Here is a 26,874-nt window from a genome sequence, read left to right as displayed (position 1 = left end):
GCCGTGGGCATGCTCAACATCCTTCCACGAGCACAAGCTCGCTAGGTCAAGGAGTCAACAAAACCGGGGGCAGTCCCATGATTCCGCATCACTCCCGCGCGATCCTCGTCTGCCAGGAATCGAACATCACCGATCCAGAGATCATCGACCTATGCCATTCCATCGTCACATCCCAACAGGACGAGATCACGCAGATGCAGTCGATTCTTGACCGGTACGAGGCCGACTGAGGGAGGAAGTCACGGTGGGAGATGGACGGCTGCTGGTGCCCGGGGAAAGTTCAAGACCTCTCGGGGCGGCCTTGGCTGTCCTCCAATTCCCTTTTGCGGCGTTTCTACTTTATCCCTTGAAGTGGTCTCCAGCATCGAGAGAGCGAACACGCGGAACGGCTCACGATCCATGGCTTCACCCGGTAGCAACGCCCGGGTACGGTAACAATACTGCTGATGTGATTCTAGGGCGCTGGCTAACGAAGGGAAGCGCATGTCCGCTTACCTGAACCTTGCGATCACCTTCGTGGTTGCGCTCGTGGGAGTGGCTGGCCTGTACGCGCTGCACCAGTTGACTGCTGTGGCGAGGAATCCGTTGGTCAGCAGGCCCTACACCAGCGGCTGGATCCCTGAACAGCATGCCCTCTCGCGGTATCACGCCCGCTACTACCCGGTGACGCTGGTCTTCCTGGCGTTCGACGTTGAGATGCTTTTCATGTACCCGTGGGCTGTCGTGGTGCCTCGGATGGGCGCATCGGCTGTCATAGAAATGTTTGTCTTTTTGGGCGTGTTGATGGCCGGCGTGCTGTGGGCCTGGCGCGAAGGAGCCTTCAAGTGGGCCTGAAGAATGTGCTGGCACGGGCTGCGGTGACACGTTGCCATGTGTTTTTGGTCGAGGCCTTTGCGGGTGCCCGGCCCAGGATGGCTGTGGAACGCTTCATCGCCGACAAGGGATGGGTGGAGGCTCTTTCACCTGGCGACGCGGACATCCTCTGCATCTGCGGAGAGGTTCCGGATGACCAGACCGACGCTGTGGAACGCCTCTGGGATCAATTGCCGGGCCCCAGGAGCAGGACCGTGGTCACCGGGCCGGAAGACACCCGGCGTGCGCTGGACGGCTGCGTCGAGGAGTTGCTGGACGTGGACGAACAATTCCGGCTCGAAGCGGAACGCAGCGCTACTGAACCGGAACAGGACGAGAGACAAAACGAGGGCGACGGGGACTCCCATGCGGATATGGATCAGGAAGGCATGGACCACGGCGGGAAGGACGACGGCGACGGCGACTCCAAGATGAACATGGACCACGGCGGAATGAGTCACGAGGGCATGGACCACGGGGGCATGGAGATGCCGATGCCGGACGGAATCGGTTTGGCGGGCGAGGGTAAGGACCGCGACGGTCTTGACCTGGATGTCTTGAAGGTGCCGCTGGGCCCGTATCTTCCGTTCTGGCCTGCCGGATTGGTCCTGCACTGCGAGCTGCAGGGGGATATCGTTTTCGCGGCCAGGGCTGAGTACGCATTTGGCTGGGCCGAGGAATTCCCTGTTGGCGGGCCGTTGGGGACGGAGCGTGCCGTCTTGGTGCGGCAGTCGGATCTCGCGTCACGGCTCCTGGCCTTGGCCGGCGCCGCGCGGGAGGCTGCGAAGGTGCGGGGTGTTCGGGATGCTGCCCTGGATGGTGCGGCGTTGGATGAGTGCCGGCGGTCGCTTGCAGGATCCGGTACACGGCTGCGCCGGGACTGGCTGTTGCGGCGGACGTTGCGGGGAGTCGGCCGGATTCCGCAGGGCGGGGAGCCTGGGGAACTCGGTGGCACGGATGCCTGGGACCGGCTTCTGGCCATGCTGGATGGCACTGCGGCGGCCGGCACTGCCACCGCGGGTGGAGTGCCGTTGGGGGTCCTGCCGGACCTGGTACGGGGACTGGAGTTGTCCGTGGTGCGGCTTATCGTTGCAAGCCTCGACTTTTCGGCCCAACCCGCACCGGCAGTGGAAGGGCCGGCGCGATGACTCCGGGCGTGGTGCAGCAGCTTCCTGCTTGGGGTCCGCTGGCGGCCCTGGTGGCGCTGGCGGTGGTGGCCTTGTCCGGTGCTATGGTCAATGGAGTTCTCGCTGCACGCTTTAGTGGGCGCCGGGGCGGCGGTTTCGCTCCAGTTGCGGAGGCGGCCCGGCTGCTGCGGCAGCGAAGGCGGTCCACTGTGGCCGCCGATGAGCTGCTGCGCAGGGTGGGCGTGGCAGGGTTGACGGTGGCCGCGGCGCTGAAGGTGGCCGTGCTGCCGGTGGGTGCCTGGGTGGTGTCTGACCTCGCCGTGGGGCTGGTTTGGTTCAATGCGATGGACGTCCTGGTGTGGGCCTTCGTGTGGCTGGCCGGCTGGGGGCAGAATAGCGTGTTTCCGTTGGTGGGCGGTTACCGGTTCCTTGCCTTGGCCTTGGCCTATGAACTGCCGTTGATGTTTGCGTTGACTGCTCCTGCCGTGGCGGCGGGCAGCTTGCGGATGGGTGACATCGTGGCCGCGCAGGAGGGCCTGTGGTTCGTGGTGTGGATGCCGGTCGCCTTCGTGGTGTTCCTGGCCGCGGTGCTGGCTTTTTCACTTCAACGGCCCTTCACGGCCCCCATGGCCGCAGACATCACAGGCGGCGTGACGGCAGAACTTTCCGGTGTGGACCGCTTCCTTGTCCTGACCGGCCGCTACTCACTGCTGTCGGTGGGTGCCGGCTTCGCCGTGGCATTGTTCCTGGGCGGAGGGTCCGGCCCGTTGCTGCCGGACTGGCTCTGGTTCCTTGGCAAGACCGTCGTCCTGCTGTGGTTCCTCGTGGCCCTGCGCCGCCGCATCCCGCAACTGCGCCCGGAGCAACTGATGGCACCGGCCTGGGTGGTGGGCCTGCCCCTGGTCCTCCTGCAGGTCCTCCTTGTCGCCGTCGTCACCATTAACGGAAGGAGCAGCTGATGCCCGGGGCAGTACTTTTTGCCGTCCTTGCCCTAATTGCCGTTGCCACCGGGGTGGCGGTGTTCCGCACCGATTCAATGGCGCGCGCCAGTTACGCACTGGCCGTGTCCTTCGTGGCCGTGGGCCTGATGCTGCTGCAGTTCAGGCTGGAGTACATCGGGGTGATCACTGTCCTGATGATGGTCATGGAGATGGCGGTCATGGCGATCTTCATGATCATGTTCATGGGCATGAACCCGGCACTGATGCCCATGGACATGGTGCACAGCAAGAAGCTGTCAGCGGGAACCGCCGTCGGGCTGTTTCTGCTGCTGACGGCAGGGATCCTGCTCGCGGACTGGCCGGAGGGCAGAGGTCCGGCAGGTGGTGATCTGACCGCGTCCCTGGGCGAAGCCATCATGGAACCCAAGATGCTCGTGATGCTCGTCATCAGCCCGGTCCTGTTCGCCACACTCGTGTCGGCCCTGGTCCTGGCAAACCCGCGTGGGAGGTACAGCGCCTACCCGCTGGTCCCCGCAGAGGATGGCGACGACGACGGACAGGGCAAGGGACAGGACCACCCAGGCGGTTCCGCTGGACATGCGGACCACAGCGCGCACGGGATGGACCACGGCGCCGGACAAACTGGGGGTCACGCTGATGGGCACGGGCAGCACCACGGAGGCGGTGGGCACAAATGACACTGGAACTGGCGTTAATTGCCGCGGCCGCCCTGTTCTGCGTGGGCCTGTATGGCGCACTGTCCCAGCAGGTGGTGGTCATGGTCATGATGGGCCTGGAGCTCATGCTCAACGGCGTCATCCTGGCAGCAGCCGCTTTCTGGTGGTTCCTCGCCCCGGCACCGGACGGCCAGGTTCTGCTCCTGGTGGTGATCGCCGCCATGACGGTGGAAATGGCCATGGGCTTTGCTGTTGCCATCCTGCTGCACCGCTCCCGCCAGACCGATATGACCGAGATGGCATCGGACCTGGCCGGATGAGCTGGCTACTGATCCTGCTTATCGGGCTTCCGGGTGCCGCCGGAGCAGCGCTTGCCGTGGCCGGGGCGAAGGCAGACCGTTTCGCGGCCGTGTTCGCCGTCGTCGTCTCTGCCCTGGTGCTGGGCGCCGCCTTCGCAGCCGCGGCCCTGCGCCCCTCCCTGTCCGTGCCCTTCCTGGCGGGAAGCGAGTTCGGCCTGGACGTCGAGGCCCTCGGCGCGCTGCTGCTCCCGGGCGTTGCCGGGGTGGCCTTGCTGGTCCTGATCTACTCTGCCGCGTCCGGCATCGGCACGCCCGCCCGGTTCCATGGCCTCATGCTGATCTTCATCGCCTCGGTGCTGGTCACCGTGACTGCCACCACCCTCTCCGCACTGCTCTTTGCATGGGAGATCATGGGAGCGGCTTCCTACGCCCTTATCGGGTTCCACTGGAGGGAGTCACGGCGCGTGTCGTCCGGGTTGACGGCGTTCGTGGCCACCCGCACCGCGGACCTTGGCCTGTACCTCGCGGCGGGGGCGGCGATGGCCGCCGGCGCCTGGTCAGGGGATGCCATGTCCCTGGCCGGCCTGGACAGCCTTCCCGGGCCCTGGCGGGACATTGCTGCCGCCGGGATACTGGTGGCCGCGCTGGGCAAGGCGGCGCAGCTGCCATTCAGCTTCTGGATCTCCCGGGCCATGGACGGACCCAGCGCGGTCAGCGCCCTGCTGCATTCGGCCGCGATGGTGGCCATGGGCGGGTACCTGCTGCTGCGGGTCCAGCCACTCCTGGCCGCCACAGGGTGGGCGGCGGACGCGGCGGCGTGGGCGGGTGCGGCCACCGCCGTGATCCTGGGCTTCATCGCGATAGGCCAGCAGGACCTCAAGCAACTCCTGGCGGCGTCGACGGCGGCGCAGCTCGGGTTTGTGGTGATGGCCGCCGGCGTGGGTGACGCCGCCGGCGGGGCCGCGCACCTGATGGCCCACGCCGCAACGAAAAGCGCGCTGTTCCTGGCGGCGGGCGCCTGGTTGGCGGCACTCGGCACCAAGAAACTGGCCGACCTTCGCGGGGCCGCCCGGCGCTGGCCCCTGCTGGGTGGCGCGTTCACCGTCGCGGCGCTCAGCCTCGCCGGGATTCCTCCGCTGGCGCTGTGGGCCACCAAGGACAACATCCTCACCGCAGCGCGCGAACACTCGTTTCCCCTGTACATTGCCGGGCTGGCCGGCGCTGTTCTCGCCGCCGCCTACGCCGCCAAGGTTGTGGCACTGATCTGGAAACCGGTGCTCCCGGAAACTGCGTCCGGCTACGACACCGAGGAAACGGGCAGCCGTAAAGTCACCCCGTGTCAGATGGTCCCCGTCGGAGTCCTCGCCGCCGGCGCCGCTGTTTCCGGCCTCCTGGTGCTGGGCACAACAGGTGACATCGTCCGCGGGCTGCTCGGCAGCAAGGCTGAGTCCTCCCTGCTCGAACTCGCCGTATCAGGGCTGCTCGCCGTGGCGGTCCTGGTTCCGGTCTGGGTGCTTGGCGTCAAACTTCCACCACTGCCGGGGGCGCTGGCCTGGCTCCACATGGAACGCGCCGCCCACATCGTCCTTGTACGCCCGGTCCTTGCAACCGCCCGCTCCCTGGCCCGGTTCGACGATGCCGTCCTCTCCCGCGGCGTGGAGCACTCCGCCGAAAAGATCCTGCAGGACGCACGAAGCCTCGACCGCTCGGACGCCGCGCTGGATCACGGCACCGATGCAGCGGCCGCTGCCACCTCCCGACTGGCCGGCCGCTCCGCCATCGCAGACCAAACCATCGACAGCGCGGTGAGCAGCCTTGCCCGCGCCGTCCGTCACGCAGGTGCAGCCGCCCGCCGGCCCCAGACCGGCCAACTGCATCACTACTACGTCCAGGCCGCCGCAGTGATTGTGGTGGGCGCCGTCCTTCTGATCGTCGTGAGGTAACTTTGCTCAGTCTCGCCATCCTCTTCCCCCTCGCCGCAGCAGCGGCAGTCCTGCTCTCCGCCGGACGCGAAGGTGTGGCCCGCGCCCTCTTCCTCGGGGCGACCGCCGTCGAGGTGGTCCTCACCGCGACCCTGTGGGCCGGGTACCGGACACCGGGACCGGCCGGCCTGGCCTACGAGGAACGGCTGCGCTGGATCCCGAACGTGGGAAGCAGCTACCACGTAGGGGTGGACGGGCTTTCACTGCCCCTGATCAGCCTCACCGCCGTCATCTTCCTTGCCTGCGCAGTCTACGACTGGGGTGCCAGCGACCGCCCCGCCCCCAGGGCAGCGCTGTTCCTGTTCCTCGAAGCCACCAGCGTTGGACTGTTCGCCGCCCAGGACCTCATCCTGTTCTTCCTGTTCTTCGATCTGTCCATCGTTGGCATGTACTTCGTCATTGCAGGCTGGGGTCACGGGAACAAAGCACGGTCGGCCCTGAAATTCTTCCTCTACACCTTCCTTGGCTCGCTGGCGCTGCTGTTGGGGTTCATCGGCCTCTACCTCGGCGCCGCGCCGCACACGTTCGATATTCCGGAACTGCTCCGGGCCCAGCCGCTACGCGACAACCCGGCCGGTCTGTGGGTGCTTGGCGCCGTCGTCGTCGGCCTGGCCATCAAGACCCCCACCGTCCCGTTCCACACCTGGCTGCCCCCGGCACACACGGATGCACCCGCCACCGGCTCAGCCGTCCTTGCCGGCGTCCTGCTGAAAATGGGAACCTACGGCTTCGTCCGGATCGCGATGCCGCTGCTTCCCGACGCATGGCGGGCGTGGGTCCCCGCACTTGTGGCCGTGGGCGTGGTGTCCGTTCTCTACGGGGCCCTGGTGGCGCTGGCCCAGAGCGACCTGAAACGCATGATCGCCTACACCTCCGTGAACCACATGGGCTACATCGTCCTTGCCCTGGCCGCTGCCGGTGCCGGCGGCAGTCCAGCGGCCCGGGAAACCGCAGTGACCGGCGCCGTCACGCAGATGGTCAGCCACGGCCTGATCACCGGCGCCCTCTTCCTGCTGGCCGGAGTGCTGCACAGCCGTGCCGGGACCTACGACATGGGCGCCTTCGGCGGCCTGGCCTCCCCGGCACCCCGCTTCGCGGCGTTCTTCGCCGTGGCCGCCTTCGCCTCGCTCGGCCTGCCCGGCTTCAGCGGCTTCATCGCCGAATTCCAGATCTTCGCCGGCAGCATCGGCGCCGTCCCCCTGACAGCCCTCGCCCTTCCCGGAATCCTCATCACCGCAGCACTGTTCCTGCGCGCGCTCCAACGCGTGTTCACCGGGGAACCACGGGGAAAGTCCCAGGGGCTGGCAGACCTTCGTCCGGCAGAAGCCTGGTCGGCAGGGGGCCTACTGGTCCTCTCGGTGCTGATCGGCCTCATCCCGGTGCCCTTGCTGGACACCATCAGCCCGGCCTCGGCATCTCTGGTCAGCCTGCTGGGAGGGTAGGCGCCAGTGGAATCCATGAATCCAGGCGCTGACGCCCTCGCGCTGCTCCCGGAAATCCTGATGCTGGCAGGGGCCATCACCGCCCTGCTGGCAGGCTCATTCCTTGCCAGGGAACGGCAATGGATCAGCCGGATCCTTGCACTGGGCGCGCTGGCAGCAAGCGCAACCGCGGCTGCTGCCGCCCTGGCTGGAACGGCCACGTCCGCTTACTCCGGAAGCTACGCGATCGACGCCGGCACCGGCGCCGGGCGGCTGGTGGTGGCAATATCGGCCCTGCTGGTCATCGTGCTGGGCACCGATGAACTCCGCGGGACCGAGCGCGAAAGCGAAACCTACACCCTGATCCTGCTGGCCTCCCTGGGCGCCACCGTGCTTTCAGGGGCCGCCGACCTCCTGGTGCTCATCGGCGCGTTCCTCCTGGCCAGCATCCCCCTCTACGCCCTGATCGGCATGGGAAGAACCAGGGCCGGCGCCGAGGCTGCCCTGAAAACCTATCTCCAGGGCGCCTTCTTCGGGATCCTGCTGATGTTCGGCGTCGCGGTGCTGTATGCCGCGGTCGGAACAACGTCCTACGCCGGCCTCGGCCCGGGCCTGGAACACGCCGCCGGAGCCCTCATCGGGGTAGGACTGGTGGGCGTCCTGGCGGGCCTGATGTTCAAAGCAGGTGCCGTTCCGGGCCACTTCTGGATTCCGGACGCCGCCGAAGGCGCCGGCACGGCAGCAGCCGCGTTCGCCACGACGGTGCCTAAAATCGGTGGGCTGCTGGCGGCTTACCGCCTGCTCGACCACATGCCCGGAACCATCGCGTGGCCGTTGCTCGTGGCCCTGTTGTCCGCAGTGACCATGACCCTGGGAAACCTGGCAGCCTTCAGCCAAAAGAATCCGCGGCGCCTGCTGGGCTGGTCCACGGTCAGCCAAGCCGGCTACCTGCTGATGCCTGTCGCAGTAGCGGGGGCTGTGCCGCTGGCCCTGCCCTCCCTCCTCGTGTACCTTCCCGGTTACGCAGCCGCCAACCTCGCCGCGTTCGCCATCATCGGAGCCTACCCAAACCGCAACCAGCTCAGGGCCTACGAAGGATTGTCCACCGCCCGGCCCTGGCATGCAGTAACACTGGTGGTGGCGCTCCTCAGCCTGGTCGGAACCCCACCCACGGGAGTGTTCCTCGCCAAACTGACCATCTTCTCAGCATCCTGGGATGGCGGTTTCTGGTGGCTTACCGTCATCGCCGCAGCCAACACCGTCGCCAGCCTCTTCTACTACCTCCGCTGGCTGGCCCCAGCCTTCCGCACCGCCTCACGCGATTCCCCCAACTCCGGCGACTTCACCCCGCAACCCTGGCCGGGAAGCGTGGCCATCGCCGCCGCCTGCGTGAGCCTGGCTGTGGGGATCGGCGCAGGCATCATCTGGGATGCCTTTGCCTGACTGCAGGAACAGCGGCACCGGCCCAGGTTCGCCGTTTAGCACATCCTGTGTTCATTCAGCCTCTATTGGGGAAGAAGAAATTAGCCTGAGTTTTTACTTATTGCGGAACCGTACCGCCCAGCGAGGCCAGGGACAAGCGTTCGCCGTGGTGGAGGATGCTGACAAATCCCACGAGATCATGCGGATCACCCGCCACGGGCACCCGTCGGCCGTGCTGGTATCGGCCCGTCACGAACAATGGAACAGGATCCGGCGCTAACGGCTCTGGCTCGTTGACCTGGCGCAAAGGCAGGGCGGTCGGGCAGGAGTTGGCCCGGGGCCTTGGAGTTCTGGGCTTCCTAGGCCAGGGCGACGATCTGTGCCGGGGCCGTGTCGGCTCCGGCTTTGGTAGCCCAGACACTCTGCGTGCCGGTGGTAAGCGACGCACCGATCACTTCCGTGCCCACAGTCTTGGTACCGGGCCTACAGGAAGGCTCGGACCTTTACTGCGTACGGGCGTTCTGTCCGTGACGTTCGTTCTCCGGCGTCACCCTCGCCTTGTGCCCAACTGGTCTAAGGCCGGGGTGCCGTTCCCCTTGCCGGCAAGGCGCTCCTTACCGGCGTGGCGCCGTGCCCATTGGGCGGCGGTTGCACAGGTACCCCTGGGGGGTATATAAAGGTGTGGTGGCGGAGAGGAGCATCATGACCGAGAATATTGACACGTTGTCTTCGGTGGCGGTTGCGGGTCATGGGTACAGCACCGACAAAGAGGCTTACCTGGGGCGTTTGAAGCGCATTGAAGGGCAGGTGCGCGGGATCGCCCGCATGGTGGGTGAGGATGCCTATTGCATTGACATCCTGACCCAGGTCGCGGCAGTGAACAAGGCCCTGCATGCCGTGAGCCTGGGCCTGCTCGAAGAACACATAGGGCATTGCGTGGTGAATGCCGCAGCTGCCTCCGATGAGTCCGGCGAAGCGAAGGTGAAGGAAGCGACAGATGCCATCGGGCGCCTGTTGCGCTAGAGGACTGAGGGAGAAACTGCCATGAGTGTGACGACAACGATCAATATTTCCGGGATGCACTGCGGCCACTGCGTGGCATCGGTGACCGAAGAGCTGCAGGAGCTGGAAGGCGTCGAGTCCGTGGACGTTGCCCTGAACCAGGACGGCGTCTCCGTCGCTACCATAACGTCCGGCGCGGAGCTGGATCCCGAACGGGTTGACGCGGCGATAGCTGAAGCCGGCTATGCCGTCGTGGCCGGAGGTTAGGCGTGGATGCGGAAACTCTCACTCCCGGAACGCGCATTATTGAACTCGACATCCAGGGCATGACGTGCGCGTCGTGTGTTGCCCGGGTAGAGCGGAAACTGGGAAAGCTTGAGGGCGTGGACGCCAGTGTGAACCTGCCGCTGGAATCGGCCCGGGTCAGTGTCCCGGAGGGCATTTCGGACCAGCAGATTCTCGACACCGTGGCTGCCACCGGCTATTCGGCCGCGCTCAAGGCTGATCGGGCAGTGACGGAAAAACAACGGCGGGATGCGGCGGCCGCTCACCCTGCTGATGCGGGCGGTGATGATCAGGGGTCCGCGGCGAAGGCCGTTGCCGGGACCCTGCGGCCCAGGCTCCTGGTTGCAGCTCTTTTCACGCTGCCGGTCCTGGTGGTCTCCATGGTTCCCGCCGCACAGTTCCCGCACTGGGGCTGGGTTGCATTTGCCCTCAGCGCCCCTGTGGTCAGCTGGGCCGCGTGGCCCTTCCACCGCGCGGCGGCCATCAACGCCCGGCACCTGGCCTCCACGATGGACACGCTGGTGTCCATCGGGGTCAGTGCCGCCTTCCTGTTTTCGGCGTGGCAGCTCTTTGCCGATCCCGTGTTGACGCAGCACCCCGCCATGGACATGAGTGGCCATGCCCTGTACTTCGAAGTCGCAGCGGTGGTGACAACTTTCCTGTTGCTGGGCAGGTATCTGGAAGCGAACGCCAAGCAGCGGGCAGGCAATGCCCTTCGAGCGCTGCTGAATCTTGGAGCCAAGGAAGCCACACTTATCCGAGACGGGGTGGAGTCCCAGGTCCCGGTTGATCTGCTCGTCCCCGGCGATGTCTTTCTCGTCCGTCCGGGGGAAAAGATCCCCACCGACGGGTACGTTGTGGAGGGCCAGAGCGCTGTCGATGCTTCCTTGATCACGGGCGAATCGCTGCCGGTCGAAGTTGGCGTGGATGACACCGTGATCGGGGCGACGATCAACGCGAACGGCCGGCTGCTGGTCAAGGCCACCCGTGTGGGCAGTGAGACGACCCTTGCCCAGATGGGCAAACTCGTCAGCCGGGCCCAAAGCGGCAAGGCGGCCATCGCCCGGCTGGCCGACCGGATCAGCGCGGTCTTCGTCCCGGTGGTCCTGGGCATCTCCGCAGTAACCTTCGCGGGATGGCTTCTGAGCACCGGTGATGTGCAGGCGGCCTTCACGGCCGCGGTAGCCGTGCTGGTCATTGCGTGCCCGTGCGCGTTGGGTCTTGCCACCCCGACGGCGCTACTGACCGGGACGGGGCGGGGTGCGCAACTGGGCATCCTGATCAAGGGACCGCAGGTTTTGGAAGACACCAGGACGGTGGACACCATCGTGCTGGACAAGACCGGAACGGTTACCAGCGGCAAGCTGTCGGTTTCAGCTGTCCAAAGCCTCGGCGAAGCCAGCGGGAATGAACTGCTCGCCCTGGCCGGGGCGGTGGAGGCGGCCAGCGAACATCCCATCGCCCATGCCATTGCCCGGGCTGCAAGGACGAACGGCCCGCTGCAGGCGGTGACGGACTTTGACAGTGCGCCGGGCGGGGGCGTGCGCGGCACGGTGAACGGCCGTGCTGTGGTCGTCGGGCGGGAAGGATGGCTGCGGGACAACGGCATTGACGGCCCTGTCGGCGGCGGGCAGATGCTGAAGGCGCTGGAGGAATCCGGGGCCACGGTGATCTGGGTAGGTGTCGACGGGGAAGCTGGCGGCTTGATCAGTCTCACCGACACGGTCAAGCCCGGCTCTGCCGCCGCGATCGCCCGATTGAAGGAGCTGGGGCTCCGTCCCGTTCTTCTGACCGGGGATAACGCGTCGGCGGCGCTGACCGTTGCTGCCCGGGTGGGCATCCCGGTCGAAGATGTGATGGCGGGGGTCCTGCCCGAAGGCAAGATTGAGGCCGTGCGCCGGCTGCAGGAGTCCGGGGCGACAGTGGCCATGGCCGGGGACGGGGTGAATGACGCCGCGGCCCTGGCCCAGTCTGATCTGGGCATCGCCATGGGCAGTGGCACGGACGTCGCGATCGCCGCGGCAGATCTGACGGTCATGGGCAGTGACCTGGGGCAGGTTGCACAAGCCATTGAGCTCTCCCGCCGCACGCTGGCGACGATTAAGTCCAATCTGTTTTGGGCGTTTTTCTACAACGCTGTCGGGATTCCTGTCGCCGCAATGGGGCTGTTGAACCCGATGATCGCCGGGGCTGCGATGGCTGCCAGCTCGGTTCTGGTGGTCAGCAATTCACTGCGGCTGCGCCGCTTTGGACGGCCGCGTAAAATGTAGCCCCACGCTTTCGGCGGGGATGCTGAAGGCCGGTGATTCACTGCCCCCAAGGCAGTGAATCACCGGCCTTCAGTGGTTTATTTGCCGGGGCGGACGAAGGTGACCGCGCCCTTGGCGGTCATCCAGGTCAGCGGGTGTACGGCGGTTTCGTTCCTGCCGTTCAAGCCGGAGCTAAGGACCTGACCGTTGCCGACATAGATCCCGACGTGGCCCGGCTGCATGACCATGTCACCGGGCTGGGGATCGTTGACCACGGTGCCGTAGTTCAGAAACTGCATCGGGCCGAGGTCTCCGACGGGGATCCCTGCAGCGTTGAGGGCGTTTTCCACCAAGCGGGTGCAGTCCTGAATCATGCCGATCTGGGCGTACGCGGAGGACACCATGATGGCGTTGATGCCGCCCGCGGCCGGTGCGGCCACGGGAGCGGCAGCAGCAGGCGTGATCGTTATCTGGGCCTTAGCTGGGGCGGCGGCCTGCGTTTTCACGGCGGCATGCCCGGCGGGAATGACCGCCCTGGGCGCCTCAACCGCGACCGGCTTGGGTGCCTCCACGACCGGGGCCGCAGTGGTCTTCACAGCCGGACGTTCGAAGGAGATCTGGACCCTGGCATCGGCGCTGAGCGGCGCCAGGACCTGGCTGGCGACTTCCTGCGTGGAGGCCGGCTCAGCGTTGCGCTGGGTCGGGGCTTCGGCTGCCTGGGCGGCGATGCCGCTGGTCAGGACAAGGCCGGATGCCGCGGCTATGACAGCTGCCTGGCGGCCTGCGACACCGGCGTTGCCGGCGACTGACTTGGACAGGACCGCAAGGGTGCTGGTCTGGACGGGGACCGCGCGGTGGCGGCCGTGAGTTTTGCGCATGGGCATGAAAGAGGCCTCTCCCACTGCCTGCGGGGTTAGCTGTCGGATTCGGATGGGAGACACCCGGCCGGACCGGCACGAAAAGGCACCGGGCACGGCTTCACCCCAAGACCTGCCTGCAGCAGGCCACTGTTGGGTTCCCCGTCTCTGCCGGACGAAAGTTGCGAACGGATCCCGGGCAGCGGCAGAGTTAGGCAAGTCTGGCCGGAAGTGCCGCATTGGAGAAACCGGCACGGCTTAGACCGTACTTCACTCCAGCATTCTTTGTCACATTTGAATAACGGGAGATGCGGATCACAGTAGCACCCCCTTCCTCGTAATACCCCCTCCCGGTATAGTATTGCTTGTTGTCAGTGAAGTGGTATGTCCCGGCCGGCGCTCCGCGCGGCCTCTCACAGCCGTTCAACCCCAGCGCCCATTAGCCCTTCGTCAAGGAATGGAAACTGACATGTGTGGAACTGAAAACCGTACCCAGCTGCCGCTTGCCTCATCGGCATCGTCATCAGGATGCAGCTGCTGCTCGGCCGGAGCCTCTTCTGCCCCCACCGCAGCCACCGGTACCGGTACCGTCGAATTCGCTGTGGACGGCTTGACCTGCGGGCATTGCGTACAGACGGTTGAGAACGCCGTTTCTGCCCTCGATGGGGTGGAGTCCGCCTCCGTGGACCTTGTCCCGGGCGGCCGTTCCCGCCTGCTGGTGCGAGGCGCAGCTGACGCAGCAGCGATGCGGGAGGCTGTCACCTCAGCCGGGTACACCCTGGCCAGCAGTTAGCGTCTGCACTTCCCCGAAGTCCCTCGTCTCCGCGGGGCATTGTGCTTCCGGGAGCAGGCGGCCCTCCGCGAGGATGTGGCCCGCTTGCCCACAGGCCGGGCGGGCCGTGCGCCTGAACCAAGCGTCACGGATCACCCGGATCCCTGGCCGCCGCCGTGAGGAACGGTGCAACGGAATGCCACCCGGGCGCGTTGAACCACAAGGACGGGACCGGCAGGAACACCCTGCCGGTACCCTTGCTTGAGAGTACCTGCACGAAAAAGGAGGGAGGAGGCGTGACCGCAACACACCGTCGTCGTCTCACCGCCTTCTTCCTGCGGGCGGGGTTCCTGACTGCGGCGCTGGCCATTATTGCAGGCATTTTCGGTATGCATGTGATGACCGGCGCCCACGACATGCCCTCAGGGCCCGCCATGTCAATGGCAGGGTCGGGGGGGACGACGCAGCTGCAAACAATGCCGGCCAGCCATGCCCAGGCCATGGGGATGTCAGTAGGCGTGGCCTCCAGTGATCCCGTCGCCACGGGTTCCTCCTCCTCTTCTTCTTCCTGTGCCCCGGCAGGGCCGTGCACCGAGATGTCAGCCGGTGGAGGGGCCTGTGTCCTGGCCCCGGGAACCACGACTCTCTCGGCTCCGTTGCCGGGGCCGGCGCCCTATGAGCTGCCTGATTTTGGTGCCGCCGCCGTGCTCGGCAGCACGTATTCCTACTCACCGGGCAGCGCCTCCCCCGGTGATCTCTGTATCAGCCGGACGTAAATCACTCCTCGGCGCCATGCTTTTTCACCGGCGCGCACTCCAGCCATCGGCGTGTATGACACAGGCCGGGCCCGCACGGGTCCGCCGCTGCATGCCAGCACACGGGCGCACTCGCGCTGCTGATACTTTGAGGACCCTGATTTTGATGAAAAGAACTTTGACATTTTCTGCTGCGGCCATCGCCGCGGCCCTCGCCCTGGCCGGCTGCTCGACTGGGTCGGGATCTGGTGGCTCTGAGAGCGGCGGGATGTCCGGGATGAACCACGGCAGCTCCGGGATGTCATCCACCGCCGCCCCCGCAAGCTCAGCGGCGGCTGGCTTCAATGATGCGGACACGATGTTCGCGCAGATGATGATCCCGCACCACACCCAGGCCGTGGCCATGAGCGACATGGTGCTCAAAAAGCAGGGTATCCCTGCCGCCGTAACCGACCTGGCCACCAAGGTCAAGGCGGCCCAGGGCCCGGAAATCGGAAAAATGACCGGCTGGCTGCAAACCTGGGGCCAGCCCACAACGATGCCCACCGGTGCTGCTTCTTCGCACAGCATGGAGGGGATGATGAGCGCCGATGACATGGCCAAGCTCGAAGCCGCCCAGGGCGTCGAGGCCGCCAAGCTGTTCCTTACCCAGATGATCGCCCACCACGAGGGCGCCGTCATGATGGCCAGGACCGAAACCACGGATGGCAAGAACACTGACGCGGTCCAGCTCGGCAAGGACATTGTCAGCTCCCAGGAAGCCGAGATCCAGGAAATGAAGGACCTGCTGGCCACCCTGTAGTCAGCGCCCCAACGGGTGCCGGCCCTCTTCCCCCTGGGGGCCGGCACCTCCCCTGTCACCCTTCCCGGTTACCGTGGTCCGCCCGGTTGGCCGGTCCGTCCTTTGGAGTTTCCCGTGTCCCTGCCCTTTTCATCCCTTCCCCGGCCTGCCGCTGCCCTCGCCGCGGCCGGCGCCCTGCTGTTGACCCTGTCCGCCTGCTCCCCAGGATCGTCGGACCCCTCCGGCGCACCAGGTGCCGCATCCCCCACGGCCGGATCAGGGCTTCCCAGCTCCCACGTCCACGGACTGAGCGTGAACTCCGAAACCGGACAAATAATGCTGGCGACCCATGAAGGGCTCTTCGACATCTCTAAAAGCACGTCCGTCCAAATCGGACCCAGCATCGACTTGATGGGTTTCACGGCGGCCATGGACGAGGGCGTGTTTTACGCCTCCGGCCATCCAGGCAAAGACTCAACAATGCCCAACCCTCTGGGACTACTCAAGAGCAGTGACGGGGGAAAGACCTGGGCACAGGTCTCCCGGCAAGGGGAGTCGGACTTCCATGCGCTGACGACGACCAAGTCCGGATTTGTCGGCTTTGACGGGACCATGCGGGCCAGCACGGATGGCACCACGTGGAAGACCGTTGCTGCCGGGTTCGCCCCGGCCGTCCTGGCCGGTAACCCGTACAGCGACACCGTGCTCGCAACGACCCCTGAGGGTCTCCGGCGCTCGGCCGATGCCGGAAACACGTGGACCTTGATCCAGGGGGCGCCGGTGATTCAGTTCGCCGCTTTCGCCAGCGCCGCGGAAGCAGCAGGTGTCGCCCCGGACGGCAGCGTCTATACCTCCGTTGACGGGGGCCTGTCCTGGAAGCGCACCGGAAAGATTGACGGCAGTGTCCAGGCCGTGGCCGCCTCCGAGGGATCCGCGGGCAGTCCGTGGATCTGGGCCGCCACGACTGCCGGGTTGGTCGTCTCTACCGATGGCGGGGCCACCTTCCGTCCCGCTGACGCCGCCTGACGCTGATGGACATCGGCGGGTTTTTTGCCTCCACCGTTACCTCCGGCGCGCTGCTGATCGCCATCCCGCTGGCGATGACCGCGGGCCTGGTATCTTTCCTGTCCCCCTGTATCCTGCCCCTGGTCCCGGGTTACCTGGGTTTCGTCTCCGGCCTGACCGATCCGACACAACCGAAGAACCGGCGCCGTGTCCTGGCCGGCGTGGGGCTGTTCGTGCTCGGATTCGCTGCAGTCTTCACCCTGTACGGGGCCGCCTTTGGTGCGATCGGTTCCTGGTTGCTGCGCTGGCAGGACGCACTTATGCGCGGCATGGGCGTGGTCGTAATCCTCATGGGGCTGGCGCTCCTGGGGCTGGTGCCGTGGCTGCAGCAGACCCGTAAAATCAACCTCGGCCGACGGACGGGCCTGGCCGGGGCTCCACTGCTGGGGATCGTGTTCGGGCTCGGCTGGACACCCTGTATGGGTCCGACCCTGAGTGCCGTGCTCTCGCTGAGCGTCACGACCGGCAGCGCCGGGCGCGGTGCTCTGCTGGCGTTCGCGTACTGTCTGGGCCTGGGCATTCCTTTTGCCCTCACCGCCCTGGGACTGGGGTGGGTCAGCAACGCGCTGACCTTCGTCCGTCGACACATCCGGGCCGTCAACATCGGCGGCGCCGCCCTGCTCATCATTCTGGGCCTTCTCATGGTCACCGGGGTCTGGGTGCAGTGGATCTACCGGCTGCAGAACCTCTCCGGGACCTTCCTCACCCCTATCTGACACAGGCGGGCCCCGCAGGGCACGCCACCTAAGGAGTTTGCTATGTTGACCGATCTGAACCGGCGCCGCTTCCTGGGACTTTCGGCCGCGACCGCCGCGGCCGCGGCCCTGGCGGCCTGTACCGGAAACCAGACCCCGGGGACCGCGCCGGCGCGCATCATGCCGACGGACCCTGTGGTCGCCGAGTATGAAGCACGCCGGACCTCCTCGGGGAGGACCGTGACCCAATCGCTGCAGTCCGTTGCCTTCACTGCCGCCGTGGCGGACAAAACCGTTACGACCTGGGGGTATAACGGAGCCCTTGCCGCCCCGACCATCCGGGCGAAGACCGGGGACCGCCTGAACGTGAATCTGAAAAACGGTTTGAAGGACGCCACCAGCATCCACTGGCATGGGCTTGCCCTGCGCAATGACCAGGACGGCGTCCCTGGCCTGACCCAGGACCCGGTGGCCGCCGGCGCCACGTTCACCTACGGTTTCCAGCTTCCCCACCCGGGCACCTACTGGTACCACTCCCATGTCGAGATGCAGCGCGAACGCGCCCTGTACGGAGCGCTCATCATCGAGGATCCAGCCGAGGAACTCGTGTATGACCGGGACTGGGTCATCGTGCTCGATGACTGGCTGGACGGCATCACCGGCACCCCGGACGACGTCGTGAAGGAACTCTCCGGTGGCATGTCCATGTCCGGTTCCATGCCCGGAATGGACCACGGCTCCATGTCCGGGTCGATGGGATCCTCCCCTTCCCCTTCGTCGTCGCCCGCGCAGGGATCATCGGGCATGAGCCATATGCTGATGGGCTCCCGCAGCGAGTTTTTGGGTGGTGACGCCGGGGACGTCCGCTACCCGTTCCACCTGTTCAACTCAAAGGCACCGGACCAGGCCGAGATCCTGAGCGCGAAAGCAGGAGAGGTCATCCGGCTGCGGATCATCAACGCCGCCGGGGACACCGCCTACCGGGTCGGGATCCCGGGCCAGAAACTCACCCTCACGCACACCGACGGGTTCCCGGTCCAGCACCAGGACGTTGACGCAGTGGTCCTAGGCATGGGCGAACGCATCGATGCGCTCCTCACCGTCGGGGACGGCTACACCCCCGTCATGGCGCTGGCGGAGGGCAAGACCGGCCAGGCACTCGGGTTTATCAGCACCGGCACCGGCAGGAAGCCCCTGCCCGCTGTACTGCCGAACACACTGGAAGGCACCGTCGTTGACGGCGGACAACTGAAAGCCGATCCCAGGGTCACCCTGGCGGACAAAACCCCTGACCGGACCCACGACGTTCACCTCACCGGCAGCATGATGAAGTACGACTGGGGCATCAACGGAAAACGCTTCGACATGAACAACCCGTACGGCAACACCTTCGATATCAAGGCAGGTGAACGGGTTGAAGTGAATTTCATCAATGACACCGACATGTGGCACCCCATGCACCTGCACGGGCACACGTTCCAGGTTTCCGGCGGAGGGGCACGCAAAGACACCGTGATCGTCCGGCCCCGACAGACCGTCACGGTGATCTTCGACGCCGACAACCCGGGCCAGTGGCTCACCCATTGCCACAACGCCTATCACGCCGAACGCGGCATGATGGCCGTCTTCTCCTACACCAAGTAAGGGCCACGGCCATGAACACCCGTACCGCGACAGAACTGTTCTTTCCCTCCCCCACCGTGAGTGCCTTCCAGCTCGGGCCGTTGACGATACGCTTTTATGCCCTGGCGATCCTGGCAGGCATTGTCGTCGGGGTGTGGCTCACGGCACGGCGGCTGCGGGCCCGCGGCGGCAGCACCGTTCGGCATTGTCGGAGGAAGGCTGTACCACGTCATCACCGACAACCAGCTTTACTTCGCCCCCGGAAAAGACCCCTGGGGTGCGCTCAGGATCTGGGAGGGCGGCCTGGGGATCTGGGGAGCGGTCGCTCTTGGCCTCGTCGGCGCCGCGATCGGCGCCCGCCGCGCCGGGGTCCCCTTCACCGCGTTCGCGGACGCCGCAGCCCCGGGACTGCTGATCGCCCAGGCGCTGGGACGCTGGGGCAACTGGTTCAACAACGAACTCTACGGCCAGGCCACCGACCTGCCCTGGAAACTCCAGATCCACGCCATGAACCAGGCCACCGGGCAGGCGCTGACCGGACCCGACGGCAGCCCCGAGATCATCGGCTACTTCCAGCCGACCTTCCTCTACGAATCGCTCTGGTGCCTCGCGGCGGCATCACTGCTGATGTTCCTGGACCGCAAGTACCGACTCGGCGCCGGGTCGGTGTTCGCGTTGTACATCACCTTCTACACCGCCGGCAGGTTCGTGTTCGAATTGCTCCGCTCCGATCCCGCCAACACGATCCTGGGGGCTGCGGGTGAACACCTGGGCAGCGGCACTGGTGTTCATCGCGGGGCTGGCTCTTTTTCAGGCCCGCAGGCGCCTGCCCCGCTCGGGACTCGGGCCTGACCACGGCAGCACGGCGCAGCCCACTTCCGACATTGAAAGCAAAGGAACACCGCTATGAGCAACGCAGCCAAGCGACGCAGTGAACACCAGGCGATCGTCGCCTCCATCCGGGCCACCAAAAAGCAAAACAACGCAAATGGACCCTTCTGGTCTACGGCGGCTTGGGCCTGCTCCTGACGGCCATCATCACCATTGTTGCCATCACCGTGGTGGGCTCCCTCCAGGAACGCAACCAGGCCGCGGACGCCGCCCGCAAACCCATCGAAGGCGTCCAGACGTTCACCGGCCTTTCCCGCAACCACGTCCAAACCGCTGTGGAGTATCCCCAGGAACCCGGCGTGGGAGGAGACCACGCCCCCATCTGGACGAACTGCGGCATCTACACCACCCCCGTCAACGAACAAAGCGCAGTCCATTCACTGGAGCACGGCGCCGTGTGGCTGACCTACAAGCCCGACCTTGCCGCCGCCGACATCGCAACACTCACCAGCCTGGCCCGGGACAAACCGTACGTGCTCCTCAGCCCGGACGCGAACCAAACAGCACCGGTAAAGGCGACGGCCTGGGGAACCCAGCTCGAACTAACCGCAGCCAACGACGCCCGTATCCCCGTATTCATCCGCGCCTACGCGCAATCCAAAAACGCACCCGAACCCGGCGCCGCCTGCACCGGCGGGACCAACGGCTGACCCGCCCCACTAAGGACCATCATGAAAAACTACCGCAAGCCAAAACAGCAGAACGATTACCAGTCACGCTATCGGCGGCACCGGCGGCTGGTTCGCACCGGGCAGGTCCTCATGGCCCTCGGCGCCCTCGTGGCCATCGCTCACTGGGTCGCCCACCTCGCGCCCACAGGGCAGGGACCGAGCATCACGGAGGACATCTTCATCGGCTACCCCACCGGCGCTTTACTGCTCCTCGCTGGCGCTGTCATCGCCGGACGCACCGAGACGAAATAGCACCGGCATGCCGCCCCTGGATGTTGTCCTGACCTCCTGGACGATGAACTGGCCAGCCCTGGCTCTCTTTACCACGGCCGCACTGCTCTACGCCCGCGGCCTCCGGGCCGCCCGGCAACGGAGGGTCCGCTGGCCGTGGCGGCGGACCGCAACCTTCTACGCCCTGGGCCTGGGCAGCTTTGCGGTGCTGAGCTTCGGTTTCACCGGCGTGTACAGCCACGATCTGCGGTGGGTCTTCACCCTGAAAATCACCTCATACCTGTTCATCGTTCCGCTGCTCGTCACCGCGGGCAAACCCCTCACCCTGGCCCGGGCAACCCTCGGGCCCGCCGGGACGGCAAGGCTGGACCGGTTCCTGGGACACCCGGTGATGCGGGCCCTGGCCAACACGGTGGTCGCCGCGCTGCTGGGCCTGGGAATTTTCACGCTCTTTCTGACACCCCTGTTCTACCCCTTGCGGACCGGCCCGTTCTGGGACATGGCCCTCACCGTTCTCGTGCCGCTCACCGGGATGCTGATGGTCGTGCCCATCATCGAAGATGCCTCCTCCAAAACCGTCAGCGCGATGATCATCGTCGAATTCATCTACGTCTTCATTGAACTGGTCGCCGACGCCGTGCCCGGGATCATGATGCGGATCAGCCCGCAAATCCTGGACGGGGCCACGCAAGGCCTGAGCGGGCATGCGGGCTGGCTCCCGGGACCGCTCCGCGACCAACAACTCGCCGGTGACCTGCTGTGGTTCCTGGCAGAAACAGTCGACGTGCCACTGATCATCCTGATGTTCGTCCGCTTCGCCCGCAGCGACCGGAATGAAGCACGCTCCTACGACAACCTCACCGACGACCAGCTCGAGGCTCTCAACCGCGAACACCTGAACGGCCGCACCCACCTGCCCCAAGGTCCGCCCTGATCCCCACTGCCATGGCGCCTTCACACAGTTCCCGAACGCGCGAGAACTCCAACCCCTGCTACCGACCTGAGCCACCAGCCACGTCAGCCGAGCCCCTCCCGTAGGACCACTCCAAAATCCGCGGTACACCCCAAGGCGCCGGCACGCCCTGCTCCCCCTCTTGGAGTCACTGCGAACCGGGCCCACACTCACAACAGCAAGGGATGATCGTGCACGATTTCACACCCCCTTCTCCCCCTCCGCCTGCTGAAGGAAAGGCCGCTGTCCTGACCCGCCGAAGACTGATCGCCGCCGCCCTCCTGGGCGCGGCGGGCATCACGGCACTGGCAGGATGCGGCTCCAATGACACCCTGGCTAACCAAGCGAAGGCGGGCGATAACAAGAACTACATCGCCGGGGACGGGTCCGTCACCGAATATGCCCCCGCGCAGCGGATCAAGCCGGTCGTCCTGACCGGCAAACTCTACGACGGGACGGTGATCAGCTCAACGGACTGGGCCGGCAGAGTTGCCGTACTCAACTTCTGGTACGCCGCCTGCGCCCCTTGCCGCCTCGAAGCCCCCCGCCTTGAGGCCCTCTGGGAGCAGTTTCAACCCGACGGAGTCCGGTTCTACGGCGTCAATATCCGGGACGAGGAACAGGCTGCGGCCGCTTTCGAGCGGACGTTCGGGATCACGTATCCGAGCATGCAGGATAAGGATGGCGGGATTTTGCTGGCCATGGCACAGTACGTCCCGCCCCAGGCCGTACCCTCCACCCTTGTCCTGGACAAGCAGGGACGGGTTGCCAGCAGGATTCTCGGCCTGGCGGACCAGGGCACCCTCAAATCCCTGATCCTCAGCGCGCAGGCTCAATGAGACCAGAAGGGGAACAGGTGGGTGCTCAGAACGTTCAGGATTTCGAAGAGCTTCAGGGCCCGGGGCAAATCGCTTCGGGCTATCCCGCACCGGTAAATGATGCCTTCCACCGCCTGCGGCCCGGAAGTGAGGACCCCGGCGACCATCAGGGAATGGAAGTCACGGCTGAATGCGTGCTCACTGGCCATCAGTCAAAACCGAAGTCGCGACAAACATCAAGCGTCCCGACAAGGGGACAAGAGGCAGGGTCCCGCATCAGCCCCAGCACCCAACCTGGAAATGATCATCGTTGATGAAGCCGAACGAATCAGCGGGACTTCCCTGGAAATGCTGCGCCGCGAGCCTGACAACATGGACTGATCCGAGTCGTCAGGGACCTTGCAAGCCGCCGAGCCGAGAAAGGCAGTAACCTTCGGATTCTTGGCCTGGCTACCCCAGGAGCGATGCCCAGAGCAAGCAAGGGAAAGTGAAGTGTAAACCTGTCATGGATATTTTTCTGTCCGTCCTTGGGCTTGCGGTTGTATTGGTTGGCCTGAACGACATCTTTCATACCCTGCTGCATCCCAGCGGCCGGGGCCGGGTAAGTCACTGGATCACTGTGGGAATTTGGTGGACCTCCCGAATGACCGGGCACAGACTCGGGCGCATAGCCGGTCCAACGGCGTTGGTAGCGGTCATTGCCGTCTGGGCCTTGCTGCAAACACTGGGTTGGGCGCTCATTTACTATCCTCACGTCCCGGAAGGCTTCAGTTACTCCCCTGGTTTGGACCCGGGCCGGTACAACAGCTTCTCCGAAGCCCTCTACATATCCCTGGTTACCCTCGCCACCCTCGGTTACGGTGACGTCGTGCCCGTCATTCCCTGGCTCCGCCTCCTCTCCCCTATTCAAGGCCTGATCGGATTCGCCCTCCTGACTGCCGCATTGTCCTGGTTTAACCAGATTTACCCCGCACTTGGACGCAGACGGGCACTTGCTGCCCGGTTGCACCACCTGAAAGAAAACCAGTACGCCGAATACATCAACGAGGTGGGGGCCGTGACCGTAAGCCGGGTACTCGAGGAGTTAACCGTCGGCGTCATACAAGTCCGGATCGACATGACACAAAACGCCGAGACCTACTATTTCCGCGAAACCGACTTCCGTATAGCCCTGGCCGCCTCCATCCCTTACGCGGCCACAATCGGCGCTAAAGCCCAAAACTCCGCAGACAAGGACATCCAACTCAACGGCGGGATTCTCCAAACGGCCCTTGACGACTTCGCGCAAACCCTCAACAAACAATTCGGCATCGCAGGCACGTCCAGCACGGAGGTTTTCAATGCCTTCACCAAGGATCACGGGCACCCAGCAGGGTAAAACAGCAGAAACCGACAGTAGACCTCAGCTTAAGCACTGGGCTGTCAAGTCTTTGGATCAGGGGCCCAGTATCAAACGGACAAGGGACCTCCAACACATCAAGTCGCTATCCCGCGCTGATTCCCCTGCCGCGGCCGTTGTTCGGCGGGGAAAAACTGCATGGATGAAGAACGGCAACAATTGGATAGTCAGTAGGCTTGCCAATGTAGGACCGAAAGGGGCATTCTGAAATCTCCAGCGTCGACGTACCGGGTACGACTGAAATGGGTCCCGGTGACGTTTCCTGAGGCATCAGGATACCCAGGTGGAGGCGTACCGGCTAACTATAAGGGAAGGTAAGGGAACTATGCGCATAAAGGAAAAATCCTTTGCAGGTGCCAGCGTTCTGGCGTTAGCGATCGCCTTGACAGGAGGCCAGGCGGCCGTAACCAGTCCGGGTGACCAGGGCGGGAACACAAGCAGCCGGCCGGTGGCCACGACCGTTCCCACAACACCAAGTGTGGGCAACTACGAAGGCGAACTCAACGGTGACACACGGACGTTCGCGCTCACGGCTGTGGAATTCAGCCAGCAGATCGCCACCTTCCCAATCCAAACAGCTCAAGTACTGGGCTGGAAAGTTACCGGCAGCGACAATAGTAAAGCTTCAGCCCCCGGGCCCACCCTTGTGGCATACGAAGGTGAGAAGATCAAGTTTGTTCTTACGAACGAACTGGACCAGCCTACGAGCTTGCATCCGCATGGGACCCACGAACCTAACACCGCCGATGGTGTGGCCGGTATCGACTTCGACCCCGTCCAGCCCGGGAAAACTGTCGCCTATCCTGCCTACGCCCCCGGACACGCCGGGACCTTCGCCTACCACACGCATACGAACACCGCCAAGCAGGAACCGCGGGGCCTCGCCGGGATTATCACGATCCTGCCCAAGCAGGTCCCTGCCAAAGACAATCCTCAGGTCGACGTGGCCATGACTCTTCAGCAGTTCAATCCCTCCGCTGATGACGGCATGACAATCAGCGACGGGGCCCCGGCCGTGCCCAAACCCGACGGACGTGGAATGTGGCCCTTCAACACGATCAACGGCAAGACCGGCGACGCCGCCGGTGAACCGATCAACATCAACCAGGGAGACCTGGTCCAGATCCGGCTCTACAACGCTTCGGGCATGACCCACTCCATGCACCTGCACGGAATGGACATGACACTCGTTGCGATCAACGGCCACCCCACTACCCCCACGACCGTCACCACCCAAGCCATCGCACCGGGCGAATTCTTCACTCTGCAGTTCAGGGCTGACAACCCTGGCAACTGGGTCTTCCACTGCAGCTTCCCCGATCACCAAGCCGACGCCGGTAAATCCGGTTATCAAGGCGCTCCTGTAGGGATGACACGCATCTTCCACTACAACGGATTCGAGCCCGTTCCCGCGGACTACTTCGGCCCGCCCGCTCAATAGGATTCACCCCAACCACGTCCCCACCAGCAAACTATTCACGCCTTTAGCGGGAATGACAGCGTCCAATGCTGCCCGCAGACGGTCAAGATCCGCGGTCACTCCCGGAGGCGGCTGTTCAGTCATCCCTCCATCAAAACAGACGGGCACCTCCAGAGCGGAAGGACCTGCTGACGGGGCAAACCGGCAGGCCCTCGAAGGCAGATGCTACATGCGGACGGCTCTTGCTGGGCGAAGGGAGGGGCTGGACCGGCCTGTACCGGCCTCAGGAAGCCTGCCCGGTGCGCGTATGGTTTGTTCCCTGGGAGTTCAAAGCCTGGCCGTTTACCGGAGCACCCTTACCGCTCCGCGGAGGACAGAGCGCCGGGGACTTCACCCTCACTAAAGAAGGCGTTTTCGCGTCACCCAACGCCGGATCTGGCGTTCATACCAACACCTGACGACGTCAGGCCGAACAACAAGGAGCCCTTGAATGGATTTGCATAATCGACGCGGCGTTGTGACAGGCGCCGGCAGCGGCATCGGCCGGGTGCTGGCCGTGGAGCTGGGCAGGCGGGGGGCTGATCTGCTGCTGGTCGGCCGGCGGCCTGGGCCGTTGGAGGAAACCGCTGCGATGATCCGGGCAGCGGGCGGCCACGCCCGGGTATTGCCGCTCGATATCACCGCTGGTTGGGCCCCGCAGCAGGTCATCGAGACCGCTGTCGAACACGGAGCGTTGGAGTTGTTGGTGAACAACGCCGGTAATGTCCGCGCCGGAGAACTGGAAGACATTCCGAAGATGATGTGCAGGCGATGATCAATCTAAATCTCACTGCACCGATCCTGCTCACGCGACTGGCCCTGCCCCGCCTGCGCCAGGTCCCGAAGGACAGGGGGGCTGTGGTGCTGAACGTCTCCAGCGGTATTGCACTGACCGGTCTTCCCTTCTACAGCGTCTACGCCGCAACCAAGTCCGGAATCGCCAGGTTCGGCGAGGCTCTGCGGCGCGAGCTCCACGAAACCGCCGTCCACGTCGCCACCGCCTACCCCGGTGCCACCGACACTGACATGATGACCACTTCCACCGCCGGGGAAGAACTGGGCTTTGGCCGCCAGCACGTAGAGGACGTCGTCGCTGAAATCCTCACCGGCCTGGAAAACGGTGAGCATGAAATCAATACCGCCATCGCGACCCGCCGGAAGATGCAGGAACTCAACGCCCGGGACCCTTTGGCGGTCGACGCAGCCCTGGCCCCGCGCCTGGCCGCCATGAAGGAAGCGGTGAGCAACCACCGCAGCATCTGAAGCAGCCCCGACCCCAACCGCCGGGCAGTGTCCGGCCGGGCCTGAGCCGACAACAGGGCCTGGGTGCCTGCAGCCTGTTCAGTGGGCGTCTTCGCAGCCTCGCCGGATGGGCGGGCATGAAGGTCCTGCCGGGCCCATCCCGGGTTTGATGTGGATGGAGGATGGAGTGTCCTGATCGCACGGGCTGCCGGCCTGGCGCGCTTTCAAGGGTGTTTCCCCGCCGGTGGCCGGTGCGTTTTGGTCTGTAACGTTTGGCATGGCTTATTCGAGGAGGATCTGTTGGAAGCGTTGCCGCTGTGGTTACTGTTGGGACTGCCCCCGGTTTTGTTGACTCCTTGACCTAGCGAGCTTGTGCTCGTGGAAGGATGTTGACCATGCCCACGGC

At 65.0% G+C, this 26,874-nt stretch carries 29 protein-coding genes, 1 pseudogene and 1 riboswitch; of the genes and pseudogenes, 28 read left to right on the top strand and 2 right to left on the bottom strand.

Annotated elements, in window-relative coordinates; genetic code table 11:
• From PV772_RS22255 to PV772_RS22195, 13 genes are all read left to right on the top strand, one after another.
• A partial coding sequence (locus PV772_RS22255) for a DUF305 domain-containing protein (RefSeq protein WP_347887606.1) occupies positions 1–230 on the top strand: 230 nt, incomplete at its 5' end.
• Positions 231–483: 253 nt separating this feature from the next.
• Positions 484–834 (top strand): NADH-quinone oxidoreductase subunit A, encoded by a 351-nt coding sequence (locus PV772_RS22250; protein ID WP_347887605.1) that lies wholly within the window; start codon positions 484–486, stop codon positions 832–834.
• Positions 825–2,000, top strand: coding sequence for a hypothetical protein (locus PV772_RS22245; RefSeq protein WP_347887604.1), 1,176 nt, complete (start codon positions 825–827; stop codon positions 1,998–2,000). Before PV772_RS22250 ends, PV772_RS22245 begins: the two co-directional genes overlap by 10 nt.
• Positions 1,997–2,938, top strand: a complete 942-nt coding sequence (locus tag PV772_RS22240; RefSeq protein WP_347887603.1) for a complex I subunit 1 family protein — start codon at positions 1,997–1,999, stop codon at positions 2,936–2,938. The genes PV772_RS22245 and PV772_RS22240 overlap by 4 nt, the downstream gene beginning before the upstream one ends.
• Entirely contained in the window at positions 2,938–3,618 is a 681-nt protein-coding gene (locus tag PV772_RS22235) for an NADH-quinone oxidoreductase subunit J (RefSeq protein WP_347887602.1), read from the top strand. The genes PV772_RS22240 and PV772_RS22235 overlap by 1 nt, the downstream gene beginning before the upstream one ends.
• Positions 3,615–3,917, top strand: a complete 303-nt coding sequence (locus PV772_RS22230; protein WP_347887601.1) for an NADH-quinone oxidoreductase subunit K — start codon at positions 3,615–3,617, stop codon at positions 3,915–3,917. The genes PV772_RS22235 and PV772_RS22230 overlap by 4 nt, the downstream gene beginning before the upstream one ends.
• Complete coding sequence (locus tag PV772_RS22225; protein ID WP_347887600.1) at positions 3,914–5,839, top strand: proton-conducting transporter membrane subunit; 1,926 nt, start codon at positions 3,914–3,916, stop codon at positions 5,837–5,839. The genes PV772_RS22230 and PV772_RS22225 overlap by 4 nt, the downstream gene beginning before the upstream one ends.
• Positions 5,840–5,841: 2 nt before the next feature.
• Positions 5,842–7,320, top strand: coding sequence for an NADH-quinone oxidoreductase subunit M (locus PV772_RS22220; RefSeq protein ID WP_347887599.1), 1,479 nt, complete (start codon positions 5,842–5,844; stop codon positions 7,318–7,320).
• A gap of 15 nt (positions 7,321–7,335) precedes the next feature.
• The gene (locus PV772_RS22215) at positions 7,336–8,742 is read left to right on the top strand and encodes a proton-conducting transporter membrane subunit (RefSeq protein ID WP_347887598.1); all 1,407 of its coding nucleotides are present in this window, start codon (positions 7,336–7,338) and stop codon (positions 8,740–8,742) included.
• Between the two features lie 100 nt (positions 8,743–8,842).
• Positions 8,843–9,001, top strand: coding sequence for a type II toxin-antitoxin system Phd/YefM family antitoxin (locus tag PV772_RS22210; RefSeq protein ID WP_347887597.1), 159 nt, complete (start codon positions 8,843–8,845; stop codon positions 8,999–9,001).
• A gap of 422 nt (positions 9,002–9,423) precedes the next feature.
• The gene (locus tag PV772_RS22205; RefSeq protein WP_347887596.1) at positions 9,424–9,744 is read left to right on the top strand and encodes a metal-sensitive transcriptional regulator; all 321 of its coding nucleotides are present in this window, start codon (positions 9,424–9,426) and stop codon (positions 9,742–9,744) included.
• A gap of 21 nt (positions 9,745–9,765) precedes the next feature.
• Positions 9,766–9,990, top strand: coding sequence for a heavy-metal-associated domain-containing protein (locus PV772_RS22200; RefSeq protein ID WP_347887595.1), 225 nt, complete (start codon positions 9,766–9,768; stop codon positions 9,988–9,990).
• Between the two features lie 2 nt (positions 9,991–9,992).
• Complete coding sequence (locus tag PV772_RS22195; RefSeq protein WP_347887594.1) at positions 9,993–12,278, top strand: heavy metal translocating P-type ATPase; 2,286 nt, start codon at positions 9,993–9,995, stop codon at positions 12,276–12,278.
• A gap of 77 nt (positions 12,279–12,355) precedes the next feature.
• On the opposite strand, the gene PV772_RS22190 is transcribed toward PV772_RS22195, so the two are convergent.
• Positions 12,356–13,141, bottom strand: a complete 786-nt coding sequence (locus PV772_RS22190) for an NlpC/P60 family protein (RefSeq protein ID WP_347887593.1) — start codon at positions 13,139–13,141, stop codon at positions 12,356–12,358.
• A 4-nt stretch (positions 13,142–13,145) separates the two neighbouring features.
• A riboswitch (cyclic di-AMP (ydaO/yuaA leader) is annotated at positions 13,146–13,342 on the bottom strand.
• A 241-nt stretch (positions 13,343–13,583) separates the two neighbouring features.
• On the opposite strand from PV772_RS22190, the gene PV772_RS22185 reads away from it, so the two are divergent.
• The 11 genes and pseudogenes from PV772_RS22185 to PV772_RS22135 all read left to right on the top strand — a co-directional run bounded on the left by PV772_RS22185 (position 13,584) and on the right by PV772_RS22135 (position 22,389).
• Positions 13,584–13,907 (top strand): cation transporter, encoded by a 324-nt coding sequence (locus PV772_RS22185; RefSeq protein ID WP_347887592.1) that lies wholly within the window; start codon positions 13,584–13,586, stop codon positions 13,905–13,907.
• Positions 13,908–14,182: 275 nt separating this feature from the next.
• A complete protein-coding gene (locus tag PV772_RS22180; RefSeq protein WP_347887591.1) occupies positions 14,183–14,662 on the top strand; it encodes a hypothetical protein in 480 nt (159 codons plus the stop codon).
• A 145-nt stretch (positions 14,663–14,807) separates the two neighbouring features.
• Complete coding sequence (locus PV772_RS22175) at positions 14,808–15,443, top strand: DUF305 domain-containing protein (RefSeq protein ID WP_347887590.1); 636 nt, start codon at positions 14,808–14,810, stop codon at positions 15,441–15,443.
• Positions 15,444–15,557: 114 nt separating this feature from the next.
• Complete coding sequence (locus PV772_RS22170) at positions 15,558–16,448, top strand: F510_1955 family glycosylhydrolase (protein ID WP_347887589.1); 891 nt, start codon at positions 15,558–15,560, stop codon at positions 16,446–16,448.
• Positions 16,449–16,453: 5 nt separating this feature from the next.
• Positions 16,454–17,203, top strand: a complete 750-nt coding sequence (locus tag PV772_RS22165) for a cytochrome c biogenesis protein CcdA (RefSeq protein WP_347887588.1) — start codon at positions 16,454–16,456, stop codon at positions 17,201–17,203.
• A gap of 42 nt (positions 17,204–17,245) precedes the next feature.
• Complete coding sequence (locus tag PV772_RS22160) at positions 17,246–18,826, top strand: multicopper oxidase family protein (RefSeq protein ID WP_347887587.1); 1,581 nt, start codon at positions 17,246–17,248, stop codon at positions 18,824–18,826.
• An 11-nt stretch (positions 18,827–18,837) separates the two neighbouring features.
• Positions 18,838–19,715 (top strand): annotated as a pseudogene (gene lgt / locus PV772_RS22155) (prolipoprotein diacylglyceryl transferase).
• A gap of 103 nt (positions 19,716–19,818) precedes the next feature.
• Positions 19,819–20,346 (top strand): DUF3105 domain-containing protein, encoded by a 528-nt coding sequence (locus tag PV772_RS22150; protein ID WP_347887586.1) that lies wholly within the window; start codon positions 19,819–19,821, stop codon positions 20,344–20,346.
• Between the two features lie 21 nt (positions 20,347–20,367).
• The gene (locus PV772_RS22145; protein WP_347887585.1) at positions 20,368–20,619 is read left to right on the top strand and encodes a hypothetical protein; all 252 of its coding nucleotides are present in this window, start codon (positions 20,368–20,370) and stop codon (positions 20,617–20,619) included.
• A gap of 7 nt (positions 20,620–20,626) precedes the next feature.
• Positions 20,627–21,532, top strand: coding sequence for a cytochrome c oxidase assembly protein (locus PV772_RS22140; protein ID WP_347887584.1), 906 nt, complete (start codon positions 20,627–20,629; stop codon positions 21,530–21,532).
• A 284-nt stretch (positions 21,533–21,816) separates the two neighbouring features.
• Complete coding sequence (locus tag PV772_RS22135) at positions 21,817–22,389, top strand: TlpA disulfide reductase family protein (RefSeq protein ID WP_347887607.1); 573 nt, start codon at positions 21,817–21,819, stop codon at positions 22,387–22,389.
• Here the strand turns inward: PV772_RS22135 and PV772_RS22130 are convergent.
• Positions 22,383–22,577, bottom strand: coding sequence for a hypothetical protein (locus tag PV772_RS22130; RefSeq protein ID WP_347887583.1), 195 nt, complete (start codon positions 22,575–22,577; stop codon positions 22,383–22,385). The genes PV772_RS22135 and PV772_RS22130 overlap by 7 nt on opposite strands.
• A gap of 296 nt (positions 22,578–22,873) precedes the next feature.
• Here PV772_RS22130 and PV772_RS22125 point away from each other — a divergent pair, with 296 nt between their 5' ends.
• The 4 genes from PV772_RS22125 to PV772_RS22110 all read left to right on the top strand — a co-directional run bounded on the left by PV772_RS22125 (position 22,874) and on the right by PV772_RS22110 (position 26,489).
• Positions 22,874–23,746: a potassium channel family protein gene (locus PV772_RS22125; RefSeq protein ID WP_347887582.1), complete on the top strand. Its 873-nt coding sequence runs from the start codon at positions 22,874–22,876 to the stop codon at positions 23,744–23,746.
• 346 nt (positions 23,747–24,092) lie between these two features.
• Positions 24,093–25,208, top strand: coding sequence for a multicopper oxidase domain-containing protein (locus tag PV772_RS22120; RefSeq protein WP_347887581.1), 1,116 nt, complete (start codon positions 24,093–24,095; stop codon positions 25,206–25,208).
• 469 nt (positions 25,209–25,677) lie between these two features.
• Positions 25,678–26,001 (top strand): SDR family NAD(P)-dependent oxidoreductase, encoded by a 324-nt coding sequence (locus PV772_RS22115; RefSeq protein WP_347887580.1) that lies wholly within the window; start codon positions 25,678–25,680, stop codon positions 25,999–26,001.
• On the top strand, positions 25,998–26,489 hold the full coding sequence (locus PV772_RS22110) for an SDR family NAD(P)-dependent oxidoreductase (RefSeq protein ID WP_347887579.1): 492 nt from the start codon (positions 25,998–26,000) through the stop codon (positions 26,487–26,489). The genes PV772_RS22115 and PV772_RS22110 overlap by 4 nt, the downstream gene beginning before the upstream one ends.
• Positions 26,490–26,874: the final 385 nt, after the last annotated feature.

Origin of the sequence: Pseudarthrobacter sp. CC12 (genome assembly GCF_039907755.1) — a bacterium.
Classification (GTDB): domain Bacteria; phylum Actinomycetota; class Actinomycetes; order Actinomycetales; family Micrococcaceae; genus Arthrobacter; species Arthrobacter niigatensis.
This window is presented reverse-complemented; position numbering and strand designations above follow the sequence as displayed.